This is a genomic window from Vibrio sp. RC586, from assembly GCF_000176715.1.
Taxonomy (GTDB): Bacteria; Pseudomonadota; Gammaproteobacteria; order Enterobacterales; family Vibrionaceae; genus Vibrio.
Map to the genome: position 1 here is coordinate 821,753 of NZ_ADBD01000007.1, position 18,126 is coordinate 839,878.

Annotated in this window: 15 protein-coding genes; 5 read left to right on the forward strand and 10 right to left on the reverse strand. The window is 45.3% G+C overall.

Annotated features, from left to right (window positions below; genetic code table 11):
• Nucleotides 1-120: 120 nt before the first annotated feature.
• From VOA_RS10550 to VOA_RS10535, 4 genes are read right to left on the reverse strand one after another with little or no spacing between them, the layout of a single operon-like run.
• On the reverse strand, nt 121-2,451 hold the full coding sequence (locus tag VOA_RS10550; protein ID WP_000024182.1) for a DUF2357 domain-containing protein: 2,331 nt from the start codon (nt 2,449-2,451) through the stop codon (nt 121-123).
• A 26-nt stretch (nt 2,452-2,477) separates the two neighbouring features.
• Nucleotides 2,478-4,478, reverse strand: a complete 2,001-nt coding sequence (locus VOA_RS20110) for an McrB family protein (RefSeq protein WP_000525027.1) — start codon at nt 4,476-4,478, stop codon at nt 2,478-2,480.
• A gap of 18 nt (nt 4,479-4,496) precedes the next feature.
• Nucleotides 4,497-5,522 carry a DNA cytosine methyltransferase gene (locus VOA_RS10540; protein ID WP_000792263.1) on the reverse strand — a complete coding sequence of 342 codons (1,026 nt, stop codon included), beginning with the start codon at nt 5,520-5,522 and terminating at the stop codon, nt 4,497-4,499.
• Nucleotides 5,512-5,844 carry an HVO_A0114 family putative DNA-binding protein gene (locus VOA_RS10535; protein ID WP_000350215.1) on the reverse strand — a complete coding sequence of 111 codons (333 nt, stop codon included), beginning with the start codon at nt 5,842-5,844 and terminating at the stop codon, nt 5,512-5,514. The genes VOA_RS10540 and VOA_RS10535 overlap by 11 nt, the downstream gene beginning before the upstream one ends.
• A 223-nt stretch (nt 5,845-6,067) precedes the next feature.
• Here VOA_RS10535 and VOA_RS10530 point away from each other — a divergent pair, with 223 nt between their 5' ends.
• Complete coding sequence (locus VOA_RS10530) at nt 6,068-6,751, forward strand: VC0807 family protein (protein ID WP_000841473.1); 684 nt, start codon at nt 6,068-6,070, stop codon at nt 6,749-6,751.
• A gap of 67 nt (nt 6,752-6,818) precedes the next feature.
• Here VOA_RS10530 and VOA_RS10525 read toward each other — a convergent pair whose 3' ends face one another.
• Entirely contained in the window at nt 6,819-8,435 is a 1,617-nt protein-coding gene (locus VOA_RS10525; RefSeq protein ID WP_000620439.1) for an NAD(P)/FAD-dependent oxidoreductase, read from the reverse strand.
• Nucleotides 8,436-8,690: 255 nt separating this feature from the next.
• On the opposite strand from VOA_RS10525, the gene fdxA reads away from it, so the two are divergent.
• The gene (fdxA, locus tag VOA_RS0117695; RefSeq protein ID WP_000896328.1) at nt 8,691-9,014 is read left to right on the forward strand and encodes a ferredoxin FdxA; all 324 of its coding nucleotides are present in this window, start codon (nt 8,691-8,693) and stop codon (nt 9,012-9,014) included.
• Nucleotides 9,015-9,132: 118 nt separating this feature from the next.
• On the opposite strand, the gene VOA_RS10515 is transcribed toward fdxA, so the two are convergent.
• Entirely contained in the window at nt 9,133-9,867 is a 735-nt protein-coding gene (locus VOA_RS10515) for a TrmH family RNA methyltransferase (protein ID WP_000624130.1), read from the reverse strand.
• A gap of 113 nt (nt 9,868-9,980) precedes the next feature.
• The gene (locus VOA_RS10510; RefSeq protein WP_000014285.1) at nt 9,981-10,379 is read right to left on the reverse strand and encodes an ACT domain-containing protein; all 399 of its coding nucleotides are present in this window, start codon (nt 10,377-10,379) and stop codon (nt 9,981-9,983) included.
• 412 nt (nt 10,380-10,791) lie between these two features.
• Here VOA_RS10510 and VOA_RS10505 point away from each other — a divergent pair, with 412 nt between their 5' ends.
• On the forward strand, nt 10,792-12,372 hold the full coding sequence (locus VOA_RS10505) for an EAL domain-containing protein (protein ID WP_001150566.1): 1,581 nt from the start codon (nt 10,792-10,794) through the stop codon (nt 12,370-12,372).
• Here VOA_RS10505 and VOA_RS10500 read toward each other — a convergent pair.
• The 3 genes from VOA_RS10500 to VOA_RS10490 all read right to left on the reverse strand — a co-directional run bounded on the left by VOA_RS10500 (nt 12,341) and on the right by VOA_RS10490 (nt 14,789).
• Nucleotides 12,341-12,670 carry a DOPA 4,5-dioxygenase family protein gene (locus VOA_RS10500; protein WP_000274567.1) on the reverse strand — a complete coding sequence of 110 codons (330 nt, stop codon included), beginning with the start codon at nt 12,668-12,670 and terminating at the stop codon, nt 12,341-12,343. The genes VOA_RS10505 and VOA_RS10500 overlap by 32 nt on opposite strands.
• 175 nt (nt 12,671-12,845) lie before the next feature.
• Entirely contained in the window at nt 12,846-13,823 is a 978-nt protein-coding gene (locus tag VOA_RS10495) for an ion channel (RefSeq protein WP_000431429.1), read from the reverse strand.
• Between the two features lie 60 nt (nt 13,824-13,883).
• On the reverse strand, nt 13,884-14,789 hold the full coding sequence (locus tag VOA_RS10490; protein ID WP_000920222.1) for a LysR substrate-binding domain-containing protein: 906 nt from the start codon (nt 14,787-14,789) through the stop codon (nt 13,884-13,886).
• A 103-nt stretch (nt 14,790-14,892) separates the two neighbouring features.
• Here VOA_RS10490 and VOA_RS10485 point away from each other — a divergent pair, with 103 nt between their 5' ends.
• Nucleotides 14,893-16,155 (forward strand): D-amino acid dehydrogenase, encoded by a 1,263-nt coding sequence (locus VOA_RS10485; RefSeq protein WP_000453475.1) that lies wholly within the window; start codon nt 14,893-14,895, stop codon nt 16,153-16,155.
• 376 nt (nt 16,156-16,531) lie between these two features.
• On the forward strand, nt 16,532-18,082 hold the full coding sequence (locus VOA_RS10480; RefSeq protein WP_001190522.1) for an alanine/glycine:cation symporter family protein: 1,551 nt from the start codon (nt 16,532-16,534) through the stop codon (nt 18,080-18,082).
• Nucleotides 18,083-18,126 lie beyond the last annotated feature (44 nt).

Below are 18,126 nucleotides of genomic sequence, written 5' to 3' on the forward strand. Positions count from 1 at the left end.
TATAAACAATAATTTAAAAAACAAGATCAACTTACCCCAGCCCACCAAATCATTAAAAAAGACACCCTCGGGTGTCTTTTTTGTTTTGCGGAAAGAGAAACTATTTCAGTTCCTCTTCCATCACCATGTTTTATTGAGTTCAGCATAAACCTGCAACTCACCCGAAATATCCTGCCAATCCTGAATCCGTTCTAAATCCTCAGCTTTCATCAACTTGAAGTTAAAATGCTCTTCATAAGGTTTATGAATTTCGGTATGGAGCTTGATGGCATCGCTATAAAACTCAAACAACCAGTAGTAAGCCGTTTCGTTACTGGCTTTGCCAGTGAAATCATTTTCTATGCTGCTCCTTGGCAGCAGCTTGACACTACGCACTCGGTACAAATAGCGCCCCACTTGTTGTGTATCACTCAACGAATCGCGAACAAGAGCCACTACATAGCGAACTTCACGAATGATATTACGGTGAATATTTTGTCTATTGGTTGCGAATAGTTGTGTGTGATAGCCCTTAAGTAAACCTTGTCTCGCATTTTCTAAATAAGTGGTTTCTCGCCCCAACTCATTGATCGGCGTAATCATGGTTAAGCCATGATGCCTTACCGTCTTCACACCATATGGGGCAATGCGAGCAGAATCTTCAATGTAAAAATAATCCGCAGGGTAACCCCCCAAATACTGAGTGAGATCTCCGCATCCCAACGCCTCAATCAAATACTGTTTCAACCAGACATTATGTGGCGTTTTTTCGTCATTAGGCAGTAGTGCAAAAGCCCCAATACCGATTTCCTTAATCGCTTCAGCATAAGGGTTTTCAGCACTGTTTTGCTCAGGGAAATAACCTGGGTAGAGAGCAAAGGCACCTTTCACTGGTCGGCTTTTTAGCGGTGCTTCATAATCCATGTTTTCTAGGTGAATAATGGCATCCCTGTAGCGGTGCATTTGGTTAATCGCATCTTCAGGTACAGCATCGCCACCTTTAAACAGCTGAGTATCAATTCGGTATTTCGCATCGAATAGCAGCAAGAAAGCTTCGCCATTGGCAAGCTTAGCTCGGATCACAATATCAGGTTTGTGTTTACCAAGCCAAGTGCGGTTTTCCTCCCCTTTTGGGGTGAAAGCAGGCTCATGGGCAATATCTAATTCCATGCCATCACTTTTGCGTTTAAACAGAAAGGCTGAAGCCATTTCATTGTTAGCCGCTTTTCGAGAAGACCAGCAGCGCCCTAATTCACCGATATTGCGTTGTACTTCTTCAAATCCTAATGATTTAACAATCGAGATCACTTCTGTGAAACACCATACCTCATAGACATCGGCGACCGATTTCACCGCCAATTGCGCATCACCGCCTTCGACCTGATGCAAATAGTGTTTCAACTGCTGCCACACCTTATACACTTTGGCGTAGCCATGACCTTGCTGGATCACTTTCGATTCACTCACACCGCCGGCTAGCTCTCCAACTTCGCGCCAGAGTGGGTATTTGAGTGCTTGACTGACCGAGTGATACCAGTCAGAAATTTGCTTTTGAAATGAACTCGACAAGCTATTTTGCTCATCTTGATCTAAATGATATTTGAACTTGGATAAGCCTTGTTTGGACTGAGCTAGGACGTGCTTGATGAACCTATTTTCTGGCGTGTTGACACTTAACTGCTTAATGGTCACCGGTAAACGGCTGTTTATCCGCTTTGCTTTAATAAGCTCTTGGGCACGTTCTTGTTGTTTGGCGGAGAGTGGCTTATTAACTCGATCTAACTTCAGAGCGCGAGTCGAAGATTGCAAACGGTTATGTGGAGCATTGAGAATTCGCTTAATTCCAAGATTAAACTCATCAAACAGACGCTCAAATTGCGCTAACCAAAAAAGCTCAAATCGATCGCGAGACTCGTTTGATTTCGCGTGTTGTTGGCTGGTTTTTCCCACAATCGCATAGCGCCAAAATGGGTATACCGCATCCACTTGGCGACTCATCATGCTGAGATCGGTGTCCACAACCATTTTGGTAGCAAAGACCGTAAACTTTAACTCAACGCAGCATCGTACTCCCTGACGAAGGTACTCGATAACGAGTTGGCAATCGCCCACATCATTACCAAAATTGAGCATGGCTTGCAGGGCATTTCGTCTATGGCTAAGCGAAAAACTCTCTTCAAGAAGTCGGTATTTATGACAAATCTTGGGGGAACCCCGATCAACCCCATCTTTAAACTCAATCTCAAACCAATAAGGTTTGTTTTCAAAAAAGAAAGGTTTTTCTAGCGGTTCACCCTTTTCTAGAGTAAATGGATTTTCGCCCAGCAGCACCTTGCTCTGAGGCGTTAACAACTCTCGCTGCGCATAAGTTCGGTCAAGTTTCGCTCTTGGCGAAGCTAAATTGTCAGCAGTAATAAAAATCTCGAAATCATCATGCTGATAGCAAATGGTTTCACCTTGAGTGTTGGCCATACTTTACTTCCACACTTCTCTATCCATTAAGGCCAAAATGAGCAAAAACCATTGTTTAGCTGTGCGGTCATGGCTTTTAATTTCTTCTCACTACGCCACTCAACCACGACTTTTTCCTCTGTTTCACCCTCAAAATGGCGCAGCAGATCAGGGCGTGAGATCGACTCATGATTCGGCAAAATAGCCGTAAGTTGCTCCTGCAAAACCTCTGTCAGTTGTTCAAGTAAATTGTGGCCTTGCGAAGTGCGTACTTTATCTTCATCGCCTTCAATACGCGGTAGAACCTTACACATTAAGTAATCATCGAACACTGCGGCTAGCTCTGTATCCGTTTTTGGCGCAAAGCAAATTACGCTAAGACAGAGTTCATTAAACGCACGAAAAGCCAGTTCAAACGGCGTGTTTTTAAGCACATTATTTATCGCTTTGAAGAACGCTTTAGTTTTGTTCGCATCACTATCCGCTTCAACAGCACTGAACTCTTCAATATTTCTTACATGGCTCAAGATGGGATAGCTCAAGGTGTTCACACTTTTCTTTTTATCACCCTCGAAAAACTCATCAATCTCGTTAGGGAAAAACTCACCGAAATCAAAACTCATCGCACGGTCAATCACCTTACGTGAAAAGCCATGCGTTGTTTCATCCATATTCACAGTGCCAGCAACGATTAAATTAAATGGGATTGGCAAACCATACTCACAAAAACAGTGCCATAAATCGTCATATTTACTATCAGCGAGTTTTAAGCTCTCACGCAATTTTGTGTTATAGGCTTGTTCAGCACCGTTAAGTTGGATAAAAGAGGGTTTTAATAGCGCATCACAGCTGTAGTGAAAAGAATCGCCACCATCCCAACACCACTCTCGGGTTTCTAATACTGACAAATAATCTGCAAAATACTGCTCAACTGGCGCGAGGTTCATCTCATCTAAACACAGCCAGTAAGGCGGAACATCCTCAAGTGCTTCAGCTTCACCACTTACGACCAAGCGCTTGCCTTGTCCATCTGAATCCACACACTCAATGTTCAAATTTTCATTATCTACAATCGCACGCCACGCTTGCGCCATAAAGGTCAGTACATCCGTGGTGATGTACTCCGCATGCCCACCTAAGCGTGAAACATAACCGAGCAAATCACTTGGTTCATGCCAGTCTGGACGCACCGAAGTTAAACAGTAAGTACTACTCAATTGACCACGAGCTTCAGCTTGCTTGCGCACAAAACGAGTTTTGCCAGTGCCAGAGATACCGGCGAGGAGGAGAAAGGGTTTGGGGATTGATGTGTTTAAACTAAAATCTTTAATGGCATTTTCTTTATTCCGGCTTTTAACATCAAATAGCTCTTTCAATGCTGTTTCATTTTCAGAGAGTAAACCACTCACTCCACAATATTTCTTTTTAAAATCTTCTACATCTGAGAAGCAAATTAACTCAGCCAATTTAGATGAGTATTTTTCACTTACAAAGTTTTCAAGGGCATTAAAAAGTAACTCTGGATCTTCACACTCCTTTCCAAAGGTATTAAACCTGTTCAACCAAATTAATAATGAAAAGCCAATTCGAGAGATGCCATATACTGACTCTAGTTTGTTTACATAATCATCCAATAATGAAAAAACATATTTTTCTATTCTAATCAAGCCCTTATTGGCTTTTTTGGGATAAGTTTGTGCATTTTCTAAAGAGTGTGTTGCAACACCTGAGCTTAACAAATTACTACCAACACCAAAATCTGACTTCTGTTTTATATCGTTAATAAAATTTGTAGTATAGTTCCCCTCTTGATCCAACTTAACAATATCACCAACATAATTAGTAAAGCTTTCTAGATAAGGGTCTGTTTTATGCTGCAGTTTAACCGACTTTAAAGATTCACTATGCAAAACTCTATCTAAAGCTAAGCAATGACGAATTGCACTAACATCCTGCGTAACACCCTGTTTAACTTCCTCACCATTTGCCAACAATTTAAAATCACTTATTGCTAACTCTAGTAATTCTTTAGATAAATATAGCCCCATAAAAAGCTCTCTTTATAATTAGAAAATTTGCTCCAAAATGCTCTTCGCAATATGATAGGCAAGTTTTGGTGGTACAGCATTACCTATCATTTTATATTTACTCGGAATGCTAGTCCCTATGAATTTAAAATCATCAGGAAATGATTGGAACCTAGCGATCTCTCTGACAGAGTATCTTCTATTTTCCAAAGGATGTAAAATACCTGAATTTTCTGGTGTAGCAGCTGCTGTAATCGTACCCATAATTTCATCAAGATTGAATTTTCTATAAAAATTAGGCGATCGATACCTTTTCATTTCTTGGCGTATGCGCTGCAAACGTTCTGGGAGCACATCATCCGGAATATTCTTCCATGACCCACCCGCTGGAATATATGATGATAGAAGCTGTGCTTGTGGTGACAGAGGCCAAACTTCAAACTCTTCATCATCTAAAATGCTATTTTCAATAACAGATTTAACTGTTAGATCTGATGATATTATTGGTTCTGGGAAAGTGTAATTATTATTAACGTCATGTCTAACACCAACAATTATCACCCTATGACGATTTTGAGGAACTTCAAAGTCTGATGCCTTGAGCAACTTCCAATAAGTGTGATAGCCATGTGTAAGCAATTCATTTTTAATTCGCTCAGGCATTAACACGCCCTTGTCATCTTTTGATGAAATAAATCCTCGAACATTTTCAAAAAGAACCACTTTTGGTTTTTTCTTGTCAACAATATCCATTACACTTTCAAAAAGACCACCTCGATGGTCATCCATACTTTTCCTATTTCCTGCACTAGAAAACGGCTGACAAGGAATACCAGCAAGTATCACATCAATATCATTAGGAATTTCACTATCTATATCAATTTTCGTGATATCCTTTATTAGAATATCACCTAGATTATACCTATAGGTAGACTCAACATTTTTTTCAATATCGTTGGAAAATACAATATTAAAACCAGCCTTATGAAACCCAAGATCTAGGCCGCCACAGCCAGAAAATAAAGATATTGTTCTTGGTTTGATGTGTATTGATTTATTTTTCATTATTTAATACTACTAAAAATTCTTGATGTAGAGTTTTGGGACAAAGCATATTTTTTGCACTCTGTACCTCTACTAAATTGTATTTACCTAATGTCTTTAATGTTCTTGATACATTACTGACGGCTCTGCCAGTCAAATTGGCAAGCTCGGTGACTGATTGTGGCTGCTGTTCAGCTATCACTTTTAATAGATATTGGTTTTCTTTCGATAGCACATTCGCCACCGATTTCAGTGAATCAAACCAAATATCGACAGGGTAATCAGGGTCTGAAATTTGCCCTCGAATACCAATCACGCAACGTTTTTGCTTAGCAATGTCCATTCTTCTCTCTTGACTGGCTTTTATAAACCGCTGTACGTCTGTACATAGGGTGCATATCTTATCAGCTGCTGATTATGGAGCAAGATGATTTTTCCCTCTACACCAATCCTAACGACATTCCCCCACACCTTCTTACAATTAACCCAACGAGCAACCATCAATGGGCTTGAGTCAAACCGCTTCATTCGTATACTGAGCGCTCAGTTAATAGGAAGTTGTTCGTATGAAATCCAACCAAAGCTTATTTAGTAATGTGCTGATCAACATTGTTATTCCAGTGGTGATTTTGAGCAAAATGAGTGGTGAAGATAACCTAGGCCCAACGTGGGCATTGGTGGCGGCTTTAGCCTTCCCACTGCTATTTGGTATTTACAGTTTTATTCAAGAGCGCAAAGTCAATTTTTACTCGGCGCTCGGCATGATTAGCGTGTTGCTCACCGGTGGCATTGGCTTGCTGCAACTCGACCCTGCTTACATTGCGATTAAAGAAGCGGCGATTCCGGGGCTGATTTTTGTGATTCTGGTGGTCAGTAATCTGATTGGTTATCCGCTAGTGCGCAAAATGCTGCTCAATGAAGATATTGTCGATCACGACAAGCTGCACAGCGCGTTAAGCACGCCAGAGAAGAAGGCGGAATTTGAGCGTCGGGTGAATGTCAGCTCTTATCTGATTGCGTTCTCGTTTTTTGTTTCAGCCGTGCTCAACTATGGCTTGGCGAAGTGGATTGTGAAAAGCCCTGCGGGTACGGAAGCGTTCAATGAAGAGATTGGTAAAATGACAGCGCTGAGCTTTCCGGTGATTTCACTGCCGGTGACGATTTTGATGATGGGCGCGCTGTTCTATCTGTTTAGAAGCCTTTCCAGCATCACAGGTCATAAGATGGAAGATTTTCTGCGTAGCAAGTAATCGCTTCGCTTTAATCCATCAAGATCAAAAAAGGGCTCAACTGAGCCCTTTTGTTTTATCGCAAGTCTTATTCGCCTACGAACTGCGCCACCATATCACGCGCGACCGCTTCCGCGACTTTGATCCCGTCAATCCCTGCCGACAAAATACCGCCTGCATAACCGGCACCTTCACCGGCTGGGTAGAAGCCTTTCAGGTTGATGCTTTGGAAATCTTTGCCGCGCTTGATGCACACCGGTGAAGAGGTACGCGTTTCTACGCCAGTCAGCAAACCATCTTCCGAGGCAAAGCCTTTGATTTGGCGATCAAACGCCGGAATCGCTTCACGAATCGCTTCTACCGCAAAGGCAGGCAGCGCTTTAGAAAGGTCTGTGAGCTTGATGCCCGGAGTGAAAGAAGGCTGTACATCGCCCAGTTCACTTGGATTGCGGCCTTTCAGAAAATCACCGATTTTCTGCGCTGGTGCATCGTAAGTTTCACCACCCAGTTTATAGGCGTTGGCTTCCAGTTCACGTTGCAGACGAATGCCCGCCAGCGGATCGCCTGGGTAATCTTGCTCTGGCGAAATACCCACTACAATCGCGCTGTTGGCGTTACGTTCGGCACGTGAATATTGGCTCATACCGTTGGTGACGACTCGACCTTCTTCAGAGGTTGCTGCCACTACCGTGCCGCCCGGACACATACAGAAGCTGTACACGGTGCGGCCATTTTTACAATGGTGAACCAGTTTGTAGTCTGCTGCACCCAGAATCGGGTGGCCCGCACTTGGGCCAAAGCGCGCTTCATCAATCATGGATTGCTTGTGTTCAATCCGGAAACCGACCGAGAAAGGCTTGGCTTCCATGTACACACCACGCGCATGCAGCATCTCAAACGTATCACGCGCACTGTGCCCAACCGCGAGCACAACATAGCGAGATTTGATCTCTTCACCGTTGGATAACGTCACGCCGGTGATTTGGCCATCTTGACTATGGATGTCATCGACACGCGTGCTAAAACGAATTTCGCCACCCAGTTCGATGATTTTCGCGCGCATTTTTTCAATCATGGTCACCAGTTTAAAGGTACCGATGTGCGGCTTACTCACATACAAAATTTCTTCTGGCGCGCCCGCTTCAACAAACTCGGTGATCACTTTACGGCCGTAGAAGTTAGGGTCTTTGACTTGGCTGTACAACTTACCATCGGAAAACGTACCTGCACCACCTTCACCAAACTGCACGTTAGATTCGGTATTCAGAGTACGCTTACGCCAAAAGCCGAAGGTATCTTTGGTACGCTCACGTACCTCTTTACCGCGCTCAACAATGATCGGGTTAAAGCCCATTTGTGCTAGCACTAAACCCGCAAACAAGCCACAAGGGCCAAAACCAATCACCACAGGGCGCTCAGGTAGGCTCTCAGGTGCTTTCGCCACAAATTTGTAGGACATATCCGGCGTTGGGCGCACATGCTGATCTTTGCTAAATTTGGCGAGCAGTTTTTCTGGGGTCGCCACTTCCACATCAACGGTGTAAATCAGTTGGATATCATTTTTTTTACGAGCATCGTAGCCACGTCTAAACAGAGTGAAAGAGAGGACTTGCTGAGCAGGAATTTTCAGCTTGGCAGCAATGGCATCAAGCAGCGCACCTTCCTCATGGTTGAGGGGCAGCTTAAGTTCAGTTAAACGTATCATGGGATGTCTCGTGGGTCATGGGTGTCTTAGCCTCACCACTGGCGTGGCGGCTCACAATGGCGCGCATTTTACGAGAATTCGCGTTCTCTGTCATATTAAAAGCTTTGTCATAATAAAAGCTCAGATCAGGCTGGAAATAGCCACCATCGAAACGGCTTGGGTTGAATTTTAGCGGCGGCGCAGTATCATCGCCGTTCTTGATTTTTGCGTACACTGTAGGTGTACAAAACGGCTAACTAGATAGAGCGAATTGTCATGGCTTTTGTCGTCACCGATAACTGTATCCAATGTAAATACACCGACTGTGTGGCGGTATGCCCCGCGGATGCGTTCCATGAAGGGCCGAATTTTATGGTGATCAACCCGATTGAGTGCATCGACTGTGGGCTGTGTGTGCCGGAATGTACCGCGCAAGCCATTTTTCAGGAAGACGAATTGGTGGGTGACCAACGGATTTTTATCGAGCTCAATGCCGAGTTGGCGGAGCATTGGCCAAATTTGACCGAAGTGAAACCGGCCATGGAAGATGCCGCAAAGTGGGATGGTGTGCCGAACAAACTGAATATGCTGGAGAAATAAAACCCAGCCGCGAGTTTGAGCGTGCAGTGCCTTAGGACAAAAAGCCTTGGGATAAGAAGCCTTGAGATGAAAAAAGCGTCGGACAATCCAACGCTTTTTTTGTTTTAGGCATAAATGATTAGCTGTGCTGACGGCGCATATTGTCGAGAATGATCCCCGTTGCCATCGCGACATTGAGTGACTCTGCGCCACCAAAGGCCGGAATTGTGATTTTGTCTGTCACGTACTGCGCCGCTTGCTCACGAATGCCGTGAGATTCACTGCCCATCAGCAAAATACCTTCGGCTTTAAAGGCGGTTTGATGCACGCTCACCCCTTCCAAAAAGGCACCGTACACCGGCAAATTCGCCTTGGCTAAATAGTCAGGTAAATCCACTTGGCTGACTTGCACGCGGCCAAAGCTGCCCATCGTGGCGCTGATGGTTTTCGGGTTATACGGGTCGGCACAATCTTGGCTAGCAATGATGTGCGAAATGCCATACCAATCCGCGACACGAATAATGGTGCCCAAGTTACCGGGGTCGGAAACGCCATCCAACGCAATCATCAACCCTTGTGCTTTCGGAACCTCAATATGTGGGATCGCCACCACCGCAATCGCGGCGTTGTTGCTCACCAAGGTGCTGACTTTGGTTAAATCATCCAAGGTCGCTTCAATACATTCGAAACCCGCTAAGGCTTGTGCGTGCTCGGCGAGAAACTCGGCGGTCGCAAAAATGTGTTGTACTTTCAGCGTGCTGTTGGTCAGCTCTAGGACGTTTTTCTCGCCCTGAACCAGAAATAAGCCGTGCGCTTTGCGCTGTTTCTTCTGCCCTAAAGCGCGAATCAATTTGAGTTGGGTTTTCGAAATCATTGTGCTGTCCGAGATAAATGCCGGCGAATTATAGTGCAAAGCCCCTACGAGCTAAAGGGGCGCGTAGGGGAAGCCATCAAACCAACACAATCACAGCGTTCGATTGCCAAGCGCTAGGCTTGAGCAAACTCTCCTAACGCTTGTAATGCCAGCTGCGCTTTCTCTTTTTGCACGAAAATATGGTCGTGGTAATAACCTGCAATCACATTGGCGCTGATGCCATGTTCAGCAAGCTTGCTGGCAAACGCGGCGGTTAACCCAACCGCTTCCAAACTGGAATGCACGGTTAAGGTGATCAAACGAAACAACGCGCTGCTCTCCAGCCCTGCTTGCTGCGCCTTTTCAGCCTCCAACACTAACGTCAGCCCTTCTGGCTCACGAAAAGTGGCGAGTGGCTCTAAAGATAAATAGTCATTCAATGCCCCATTAACTGTGCAGAACACGTAATCTCCCGCCATCAGCTCTGGCGACATAGATTGCAATAGTAGATCTAAGTTTTTGATTCCTGACATGCTTTATTCCTTCTTATATCGCCACGGCTCAGACTCGACAGAATAGAAACCACGTCAGCACAAGTACATGGAAGAATATTAACCTAAGATTAGCGTCACTAATGTGTTTGCAAATGTGCTGCTATGAATTGGAAACGTGACATTTCATTCGTCTTCAATATGTAAAAAGCAAAAAACGCGTCCAAACCAACCTTGCAACAAATTTTATATATAAGTATCTGTTTTTTAATATAAAAAATTGCTCACTCCAGCTCTTCTTCACAAAAGCCTCGTCATTTTATTGATATATTAGCGTCAACTAATTGTCAAAATAAAACACTATGGATTGAATAAAAAATAGATATAAGCAACAATCAAACCGAAATTCACTGCCAAGGAACAGCGCAAACACAACAAATAAGCGAGTCCTAACATGCAGGATTTTTTCCAAAAAAACATCGTTAAGCGCACCAGCCACGCCTTTTTGGCGTTTCTTCTTCCTCTCGCTGCTGGATTGCCCTTTATTACCTGGCAAACCCAACATGATCTAGAGAATGACATCCGAGAGAATTTACAAGCGGGTAACGCATTACTTGACTCTTTAGTCCAACATGCTGAAATCGCGACCGAGCGAGCCGCGCCATACCTGCGTATGAGCTGCCAGACCGCTCAACCCTATTTAGCCGACTTGGTGGCAATTACACCTGACGTCCGTAGTATTCATTTAGGTGAAAATCACCAGATTTATTGTGACTCTTTAGGCGGAAAAGGGATTCGTCCAATCAAAGAACAACTAAATCCTAATGATGAGTTGCTGTTGCTTCAAGGCAACCGTCTTTCACCCGTGAATTCAGCCTTGGTGTTTTATCGTAACTATTCAGAAGGATCCGTATTTTCGAGTGTGAGCGTCTATTATCTGCGCAATGTCTTGTCGCTTATAAAAAGCTACGGCAGTACGCAGCTTCATATTGGTACTCGCTGGTTAAGTGATAAAGGGATAGTCACCCAAGGTAATGCCGAAGCCACCATTGAGCTGGCCTCTCCCAAATATGATTACTCATTAGCAACGAGTCTTTCACCTCAGGACTATTGGGATTATTTTCTGGATGCAAAGCACACCAGTTTGTGGTTGTTGCTGATCATGTCTGTGGGAGTTAGCTCTTATACTTTCTGGCGTCAGGGAAAAGCTAACGCTCTTGCTCCAGAAATCCGCCGCGCCATACAGGCACAAGAGTTTGAACCTTTTATCCAACCGATCATGGATAATTACGGCCGAATGGTACGAGCTGAAGTATTGATGCGTTGGCAACACCCAACAGCGGGATTAGTTCGCCCCGATCTGTTCATTCCATTGGCTGAAGAATCAGGACTCATTGTGCCAATGACCACGCAATTGATGGCCAAAGTGCGCGACCAACTTGCACCGTATCAGTCAAAAATCGCCGATGATTTTCGAATCAGCTTTAATATTTCGGCTAAGCATTGTGTGGGTTCTAACTTGGTACAAGATTGCCAGCAGTTTCTAAGTGCTTTTGAGCATCCTTCACTGCTTTCACTTGAACTGACCGAGCGAGAGCTGATTGAGGATACCGAAGAGGCTCGCAAACTTTTTTCTGAGCTCAATCAAATTGGCGTTCGTTTAGCGATTGATGATTTTGGTACCGGACACGCCAGCTTAAATTATTTGCAACAATTTCAATTTGATGTGTTAAAAATCGACCAAAGTTTTGTGCGTATGATTGGTTCCAATGCGGTGTCTAGCCATATTGTGGATACCTTGTTGGATCTCGCCCATCGTTTAGAAATGCAAACGGTAGCCGAAGGCATCGAAACCGCAGAACAAGCAGCCTACTTTGCTTCACGTGGAGTGGACTACATGCAAGGTTATTTCTACGCGAAACCGATGCCTATGGATGATTTTTTGACTCACCTAGCCGTTGGCACTTGGGAAACACCACGTATAGGCAGTAACAAATTGGAGCTCACCGAAGGTAACGAAAAACGGTTCGGTTAATCCCTAAAGTTTCGCCCAACCAACGGATTTGATCGTCTTGATGGTCATACTCATCATCACCGGAAACAGGATGAATGAGTACACTGAGCGCACCACGGTTTGCATCAAGCCACTCGACTAAGCCGTGTTGATTATCACGAAAGTGCAGCTCAAACATCGGCTTTAGATGGGGTCCCACCAAACGTGGTACCAGTCCAAAGATCGCCAATACATCGCTTCTCTCATGAGCGATGTGTTGGCGAAAACGTTCAGCATCCACCGTTTGTTCAAGGTCAAAATAAACATGGGCATGGTACATAACAACTCCTTGATTGATGCGATATTTAGCAACTTGATCACATGGGTTAACGGTAACTCACCGAATTACAACCATTTTTATCATTGCAGCCAAGCATAGCGCCTCTCAAGGGGAAATATCAGCCAATAAGTTTGTCCATCTCTATCGACTGCTTAGAATGACAGCGTTGAATCGCTTATCGGGTCATTTTTTTAACAAAAACCACCACGAATAGCGCCATTGTAAAACTGCCCATAAACGCCTCAATGGCAGCCACCACACGAGCAAAACCATGTGGCGCAATATCGCCATAGCCTAAGGTGGTAAAGGTCACCACGCTAAAATAGACGGCATTTAAAAACTCGAACATTTTAAATTGCCAGCCTTGCGCGCTTGCAAAGAGTGGATTGTGGATGGTGGTATCAAGCAAATAATAAAGTGTGGCGCAGAACAGAATGACACACTGTGAAAACAGCACAACGCGCAGTGGATCTTCCCCATAACCACAAAATAACTCAACAATTTTAGAGATCACTCTGGGCAAGCTAAAACGTTTCATCTGGTAACGGCGAAAACGCATCTCTTTTTTAAAAAACTGCCCAGCAATATGAAATAGCCCCTGCATTTCACACCGCTTGCGTATGTTACGACACACCTCTTCGAGCTCTTGATAGAGGGAGATCTCACTCGCGACATCGCGATTTTTGCGTGCTTCTTTTGCCTCGAATTCCTGCCTAAAAGCGATTCCCCATTCAATATTTTCCAACCGAGCACGCGATAACTCCACACCAAGCAGGTTGGCTCCTTCCAATTTAGCGCAATTTAAATTCGCCCCATGTAGATTCGCCTTCATCAAAGAGCTGCCTCGAAGATCCAATCGAAAACAGTGGGCATCGGTCAGATTCGCGCGATAAAAATCGGCATCCCGACACGAATAACCGACTAGACTGCCACGATTGACCAAATTAATATCTTGTAAGTTAGTACGCACCAGTCGAAAGCCATCCAGAGGTCGGCCTGAACGAACCCAAGCCTCAAGCTTGTCTTTTACCTCATCATGGCTTTTATCAACGGCAGGATCGTGCCAATAACAGAGTCCGCTCTCATTCGCAGTTTGATCACAACGCCATCCTGATGGGCTGCAATAGCAACACTTTAGGGACTGGTTTTCCATTTTGAAGGCTCCTAACCAGATGATACTCACCAATAAGTTTAGGAACCTTCCAACAGAGTGCTAGTGATCAAGGTGGATTTGTTGATATAGCCAATCGGTGAACACTTGTGTGGCTTCACTGGCTTGATGGGTAATCAAAAAGTACCCGGCTTTTGCAGGAATTGGGGCAAAAGGCGTCACTAAGCGCCCACTATCTAATTCATTGGCAAGCAGCGCCATGCGCGCCATCGCAATGCCAACGCCAGCTTCCGCAGCTGACATCGCCATGTCGGTACGGTTGAAATAATGGTCACGCCGCTCCGGTAAGACCATCCCCATGTGTTTGGCCCAAAACTGCCATTCTTGATCACGTGCTGCATTCGCCCACGGCACTGCATCATGCAGCAGTACCACTTGCTGCCAAGCTTCGGAGTTAGCCCAATCCTGTTGCAGCCAAGGATGCGCCGCGAGATAAGCCGCGCTCATCACAGGCAACAAAAACTCTTCCATCAGTAGCTGCGCATCGCGCCGAGGGTATGGCAGCATGCCGTAATCAATCGCTAGATCGTAATCATGTCGCTCACTATCCACCAACGCGCCTTCCGCAAAACTCTGAATTTGAATTTCCGGATGACGGCGATAAAAGTCCTCTAATCGTGGAACCAACCATTTAAAGGCAAAGGATGGTGTGAGCTTAAGCCGGATCTCTTTGCGCTCTGATGCCGGCGTTAAACGACGCAGGGTTTGCTCAATATCTTGATAGCTACGTTGCACAGTCGTGAGCAATAGCAGCCCCGCCTCAGTTAAGCGTACTCCCCGTGAATGCCGTTCAAATAAGCTAAAACCAAGCTGACCTTCCAGTTGCAACATTTGTTGGCTAATTGCGCCTGTTGTGAGATGCAATGCCGTTGCGGCTAGGCTAAAACTCGGGTATTTCGCGACCTGCATGAAGGTATACAAACTCGCAACTTGGTGGCTTTTCAACATGGCTTTGCTTTTAGTTTTACTAAATGGTGGTGATAATTTTTATCGATTGTTAATGAAAAGTAAACCTCAGACACTGAGCCGACTATTGAGAGAGGAGTCAATGATGGAAGTTCTAGTCTTAGGCAGTGGTGTCGTGGGGTTAACCAGTGCTTGGTATCTCGCACAAGCTGGCCATAACGTCACGGTGATTGATCGCCAACCACGCAGTGCAGAAGAGACCAGTTTTGCTAACGCAGGACAAATTTCCTATGGCTACTCTTCCCCTTGGGCAGCGCCTGGCATTCCGCAAAAAGCACTCAAATGGATGTTAGAAGAACACGCGCCACTAAAAATTCAACCCTCGCTCGATCCTGCGTTACTGAGCTGGATGGGCAAGATGCTGCTTAACTGCCAACTTTCGCGCTACCAAGTCAACAAATCACGGATGTTGGCGATTGCCAACCATAGCCGCGAGTGTTTAAAAGCACTCAATCAAACGTATCAGCTCGATTACCAAGGCCGCCAACGCGGCACTTTGCAGGTATTTCGTGATGAAAAGCAGTTAGCTGCGATTGAAAAAGACATGCAGCTCCTAGCGCAAAGTGGTGTGCGTTTTGAACTGTTGGATGTCGCGCAGTGCCTGACTCATGAACCAGGGCTAGCCCCAGTGCAAGAAAAATTGGTGGGTGGCCTATGGCTACCGGATGACGAAACAGGCGATTGTTACCTGTTTTGTCAGCAATTGACGGAACTAGCGCAGCAACATGGAGTGCGTTTTCAATTTAACTGCCACATCCAGCAATTGGTTTATGAGGGCAAAAAGATCATCGGTGTCCAAACCGATTTGGGTTTACTCAAGGCTGATGCTTATGTGGTGGCACTAGGCAGCTACTCCACTGCGCTTCTCAAACCGTTGGGGATTGATATACCTGTCTATCCAGTAAAAGGGTACTCGTTAACCTTACCGATTATTGATGAAGCGTTCGCACCACAATCCACGGTGATGGATGAAACCTATAAGGTTGCGCTAACCCGTTTTTCAGACCGGATCCGCGTGGCGGGAACGGCTGAGCTGGCGGGTTTTGATCCTGCGATTCCTGAACCGCGCAAAGCCACTATTGAGATGGTGGCACGTGATCTGTTCCCACGCGGCGGAGATTTTGCCCAAGGGCAATTCTGGACGGGATTTCGCCCTATGGCGCCCGATGGAACGCCGATCATTGGTGCCACACCTTATGCGAATCTGTATACCAATACGGGACACGGCACACTAGGTTGGACAATGGCTTGTGGTTCCGCCAGCATTCTGGCCGATGTGATCAGCCACGAAGAAAATAGGTTCAGTTCATTAGGGCTCGATCTTTTCCGTTACCCTAAAGCTTCTTAAGCTTGCCCTTGCCATGACTCAACCACCTAACTCTGTGTGGTTGAGTGTGGTGCAGTCATGTTTACTCACTGCCTTTTTGATAAGCCTTCAGCGTAAAACTTCAAGAAAACCGTAAAATAGCAGAGAATTCTTACCTTTTGTAAAGCAACTTAACTAAAGCATAAAATTTCTATCTAGCACATATCGCCCACCAGATTGACCAAAAATCAGCCACATCGACTTATTCCGCTCCAACTGTACAGCAAATAAACAGGTTTTGTGTTCATCGTCACGCATCCTTACTTTGCTAGATAAAAGAATTAACATTTAGATTACAAAAAGCTTAATATGTCGAAAACACAACAAACACAACAACTCATTAACAGGGAGACTACTTATGCAGTCATTTGTTGATTTTCTGAATGGAATCATCTGGAGTCCGGCACTGATTTACCTCTGCCTTGGCGCTGGCTTGTTTTATTCTGTTCTGACTCGTTTTGTTCAGGTTCGCCACTTTTTTGAAATGTGGCGTCTGCTCCTCAACAACAAGGAGTCTTCCAAAGGTATCTCCTCTTTCCAAGCTCTCGCAGTCTCACTCTCTGGTCGGGTGGGTACGGGTAATATTGCAGGTGTGGCCGCGGCGATCGGTTTTGGTGGTCCTGGCGCGGTATTTTGGATGTGGACGGTAGCCTTTTTCGGTGCAGCCACAGCCTATGCTGAATCCACTCTGGCGCAAATCTACAAGGAAGAAGATAACGGGGAATTCCGTGGTGGCCCAGCTTACTACATCGAAAAAGCCATGGGGCAAAAATGGTATGCTTGGATCTTTGCGATTGCTACCATCTTCGCCTGTGGTGTACTGCTACCGGGCGTACAGTCCAACAGTATTGGTAATGCGGTTGAGTCAGCGTTTGGCTCTGGCCCGATGATTGAAACCGCGATCGGCACCTTTAGTTTCGCCAAAATTTTCACCGGTACTGTCGTTTCAATCCTTCTCGGCTTCATTATTTTTGGTGGTGTGAAACGTATTGCGAGTTTCACCCAGATCATCGTGCCTTTTATGGCACTGGCGTACATCATCACCGCATTCGTGATCATTTTGCTCAACATTGGTGAAGTGCCACGTATCGTCGCTATGATCGTGGGAGATGCCTTCTCACCAATGGCGGGGGTTGGTGCTGCCATTGGTTGGGGGGTAAAACGTGGTGTTTACTCTAACGAAGCTGGCCAAGGTACTGGCCCACATGCAGCGGCCGCGGCAAGTGTGGAACACCCAGCCCAACAAGGCTTAGTACAGGCATTTTCTATCTACATTGATACCTTGATGGTTTGTTCTGCAACGGCATTCATGATTTTGATCACCGGTGCTTACAACGTACATGGTGCGGGTGAAGGCATCTTCCTTGTGCAAAATCTACCTGCAGACATTATTGCTAGCAGCCCAGCCTTTACTCAAATTGCAGTAGATAGTGCCCTGCCCGGCATTGGTAAACCTTTCGTGGCGTTTGCGTTGTTCTTCTTCGCCTTCACCACAATTTTGGCTTACTACTACATCGCCGAGACTAACGTTGCATACATCCGCCGCACCTTCAAAGTCGATGGCCTGATGTTTGTGCTCAAAATCGTACTCATGGCCGCCGTGTTCTACGGTACGGTTAAAACCGCTAACTTGGCGTGGGCATTGGGTGACGTTGGGGTAGGCTTAATGGCTTGGCTCAACATAGTTGGTATCATTATTATCTTCTTCATGTCTAAGCCAACCATGGCTGCGCTAAAAGATTACGAAGACCAACAAAAACAAGGTGTAACCGAGTTTATCTTCAACCCAGTTAAGCTTGGCATTAAAGGGGCCACTTATTGGGAAGGAAAATACCTCCGAAAAACGGGCAAAGCGCCAAAGTCGGAAGTAAAAGAGACCCATGAGGTAGAGCAAACTAGCTCAATATAAGAAAAAGCAGTGAACACAACATAACTAAGTCAAAGGGTTAGCAT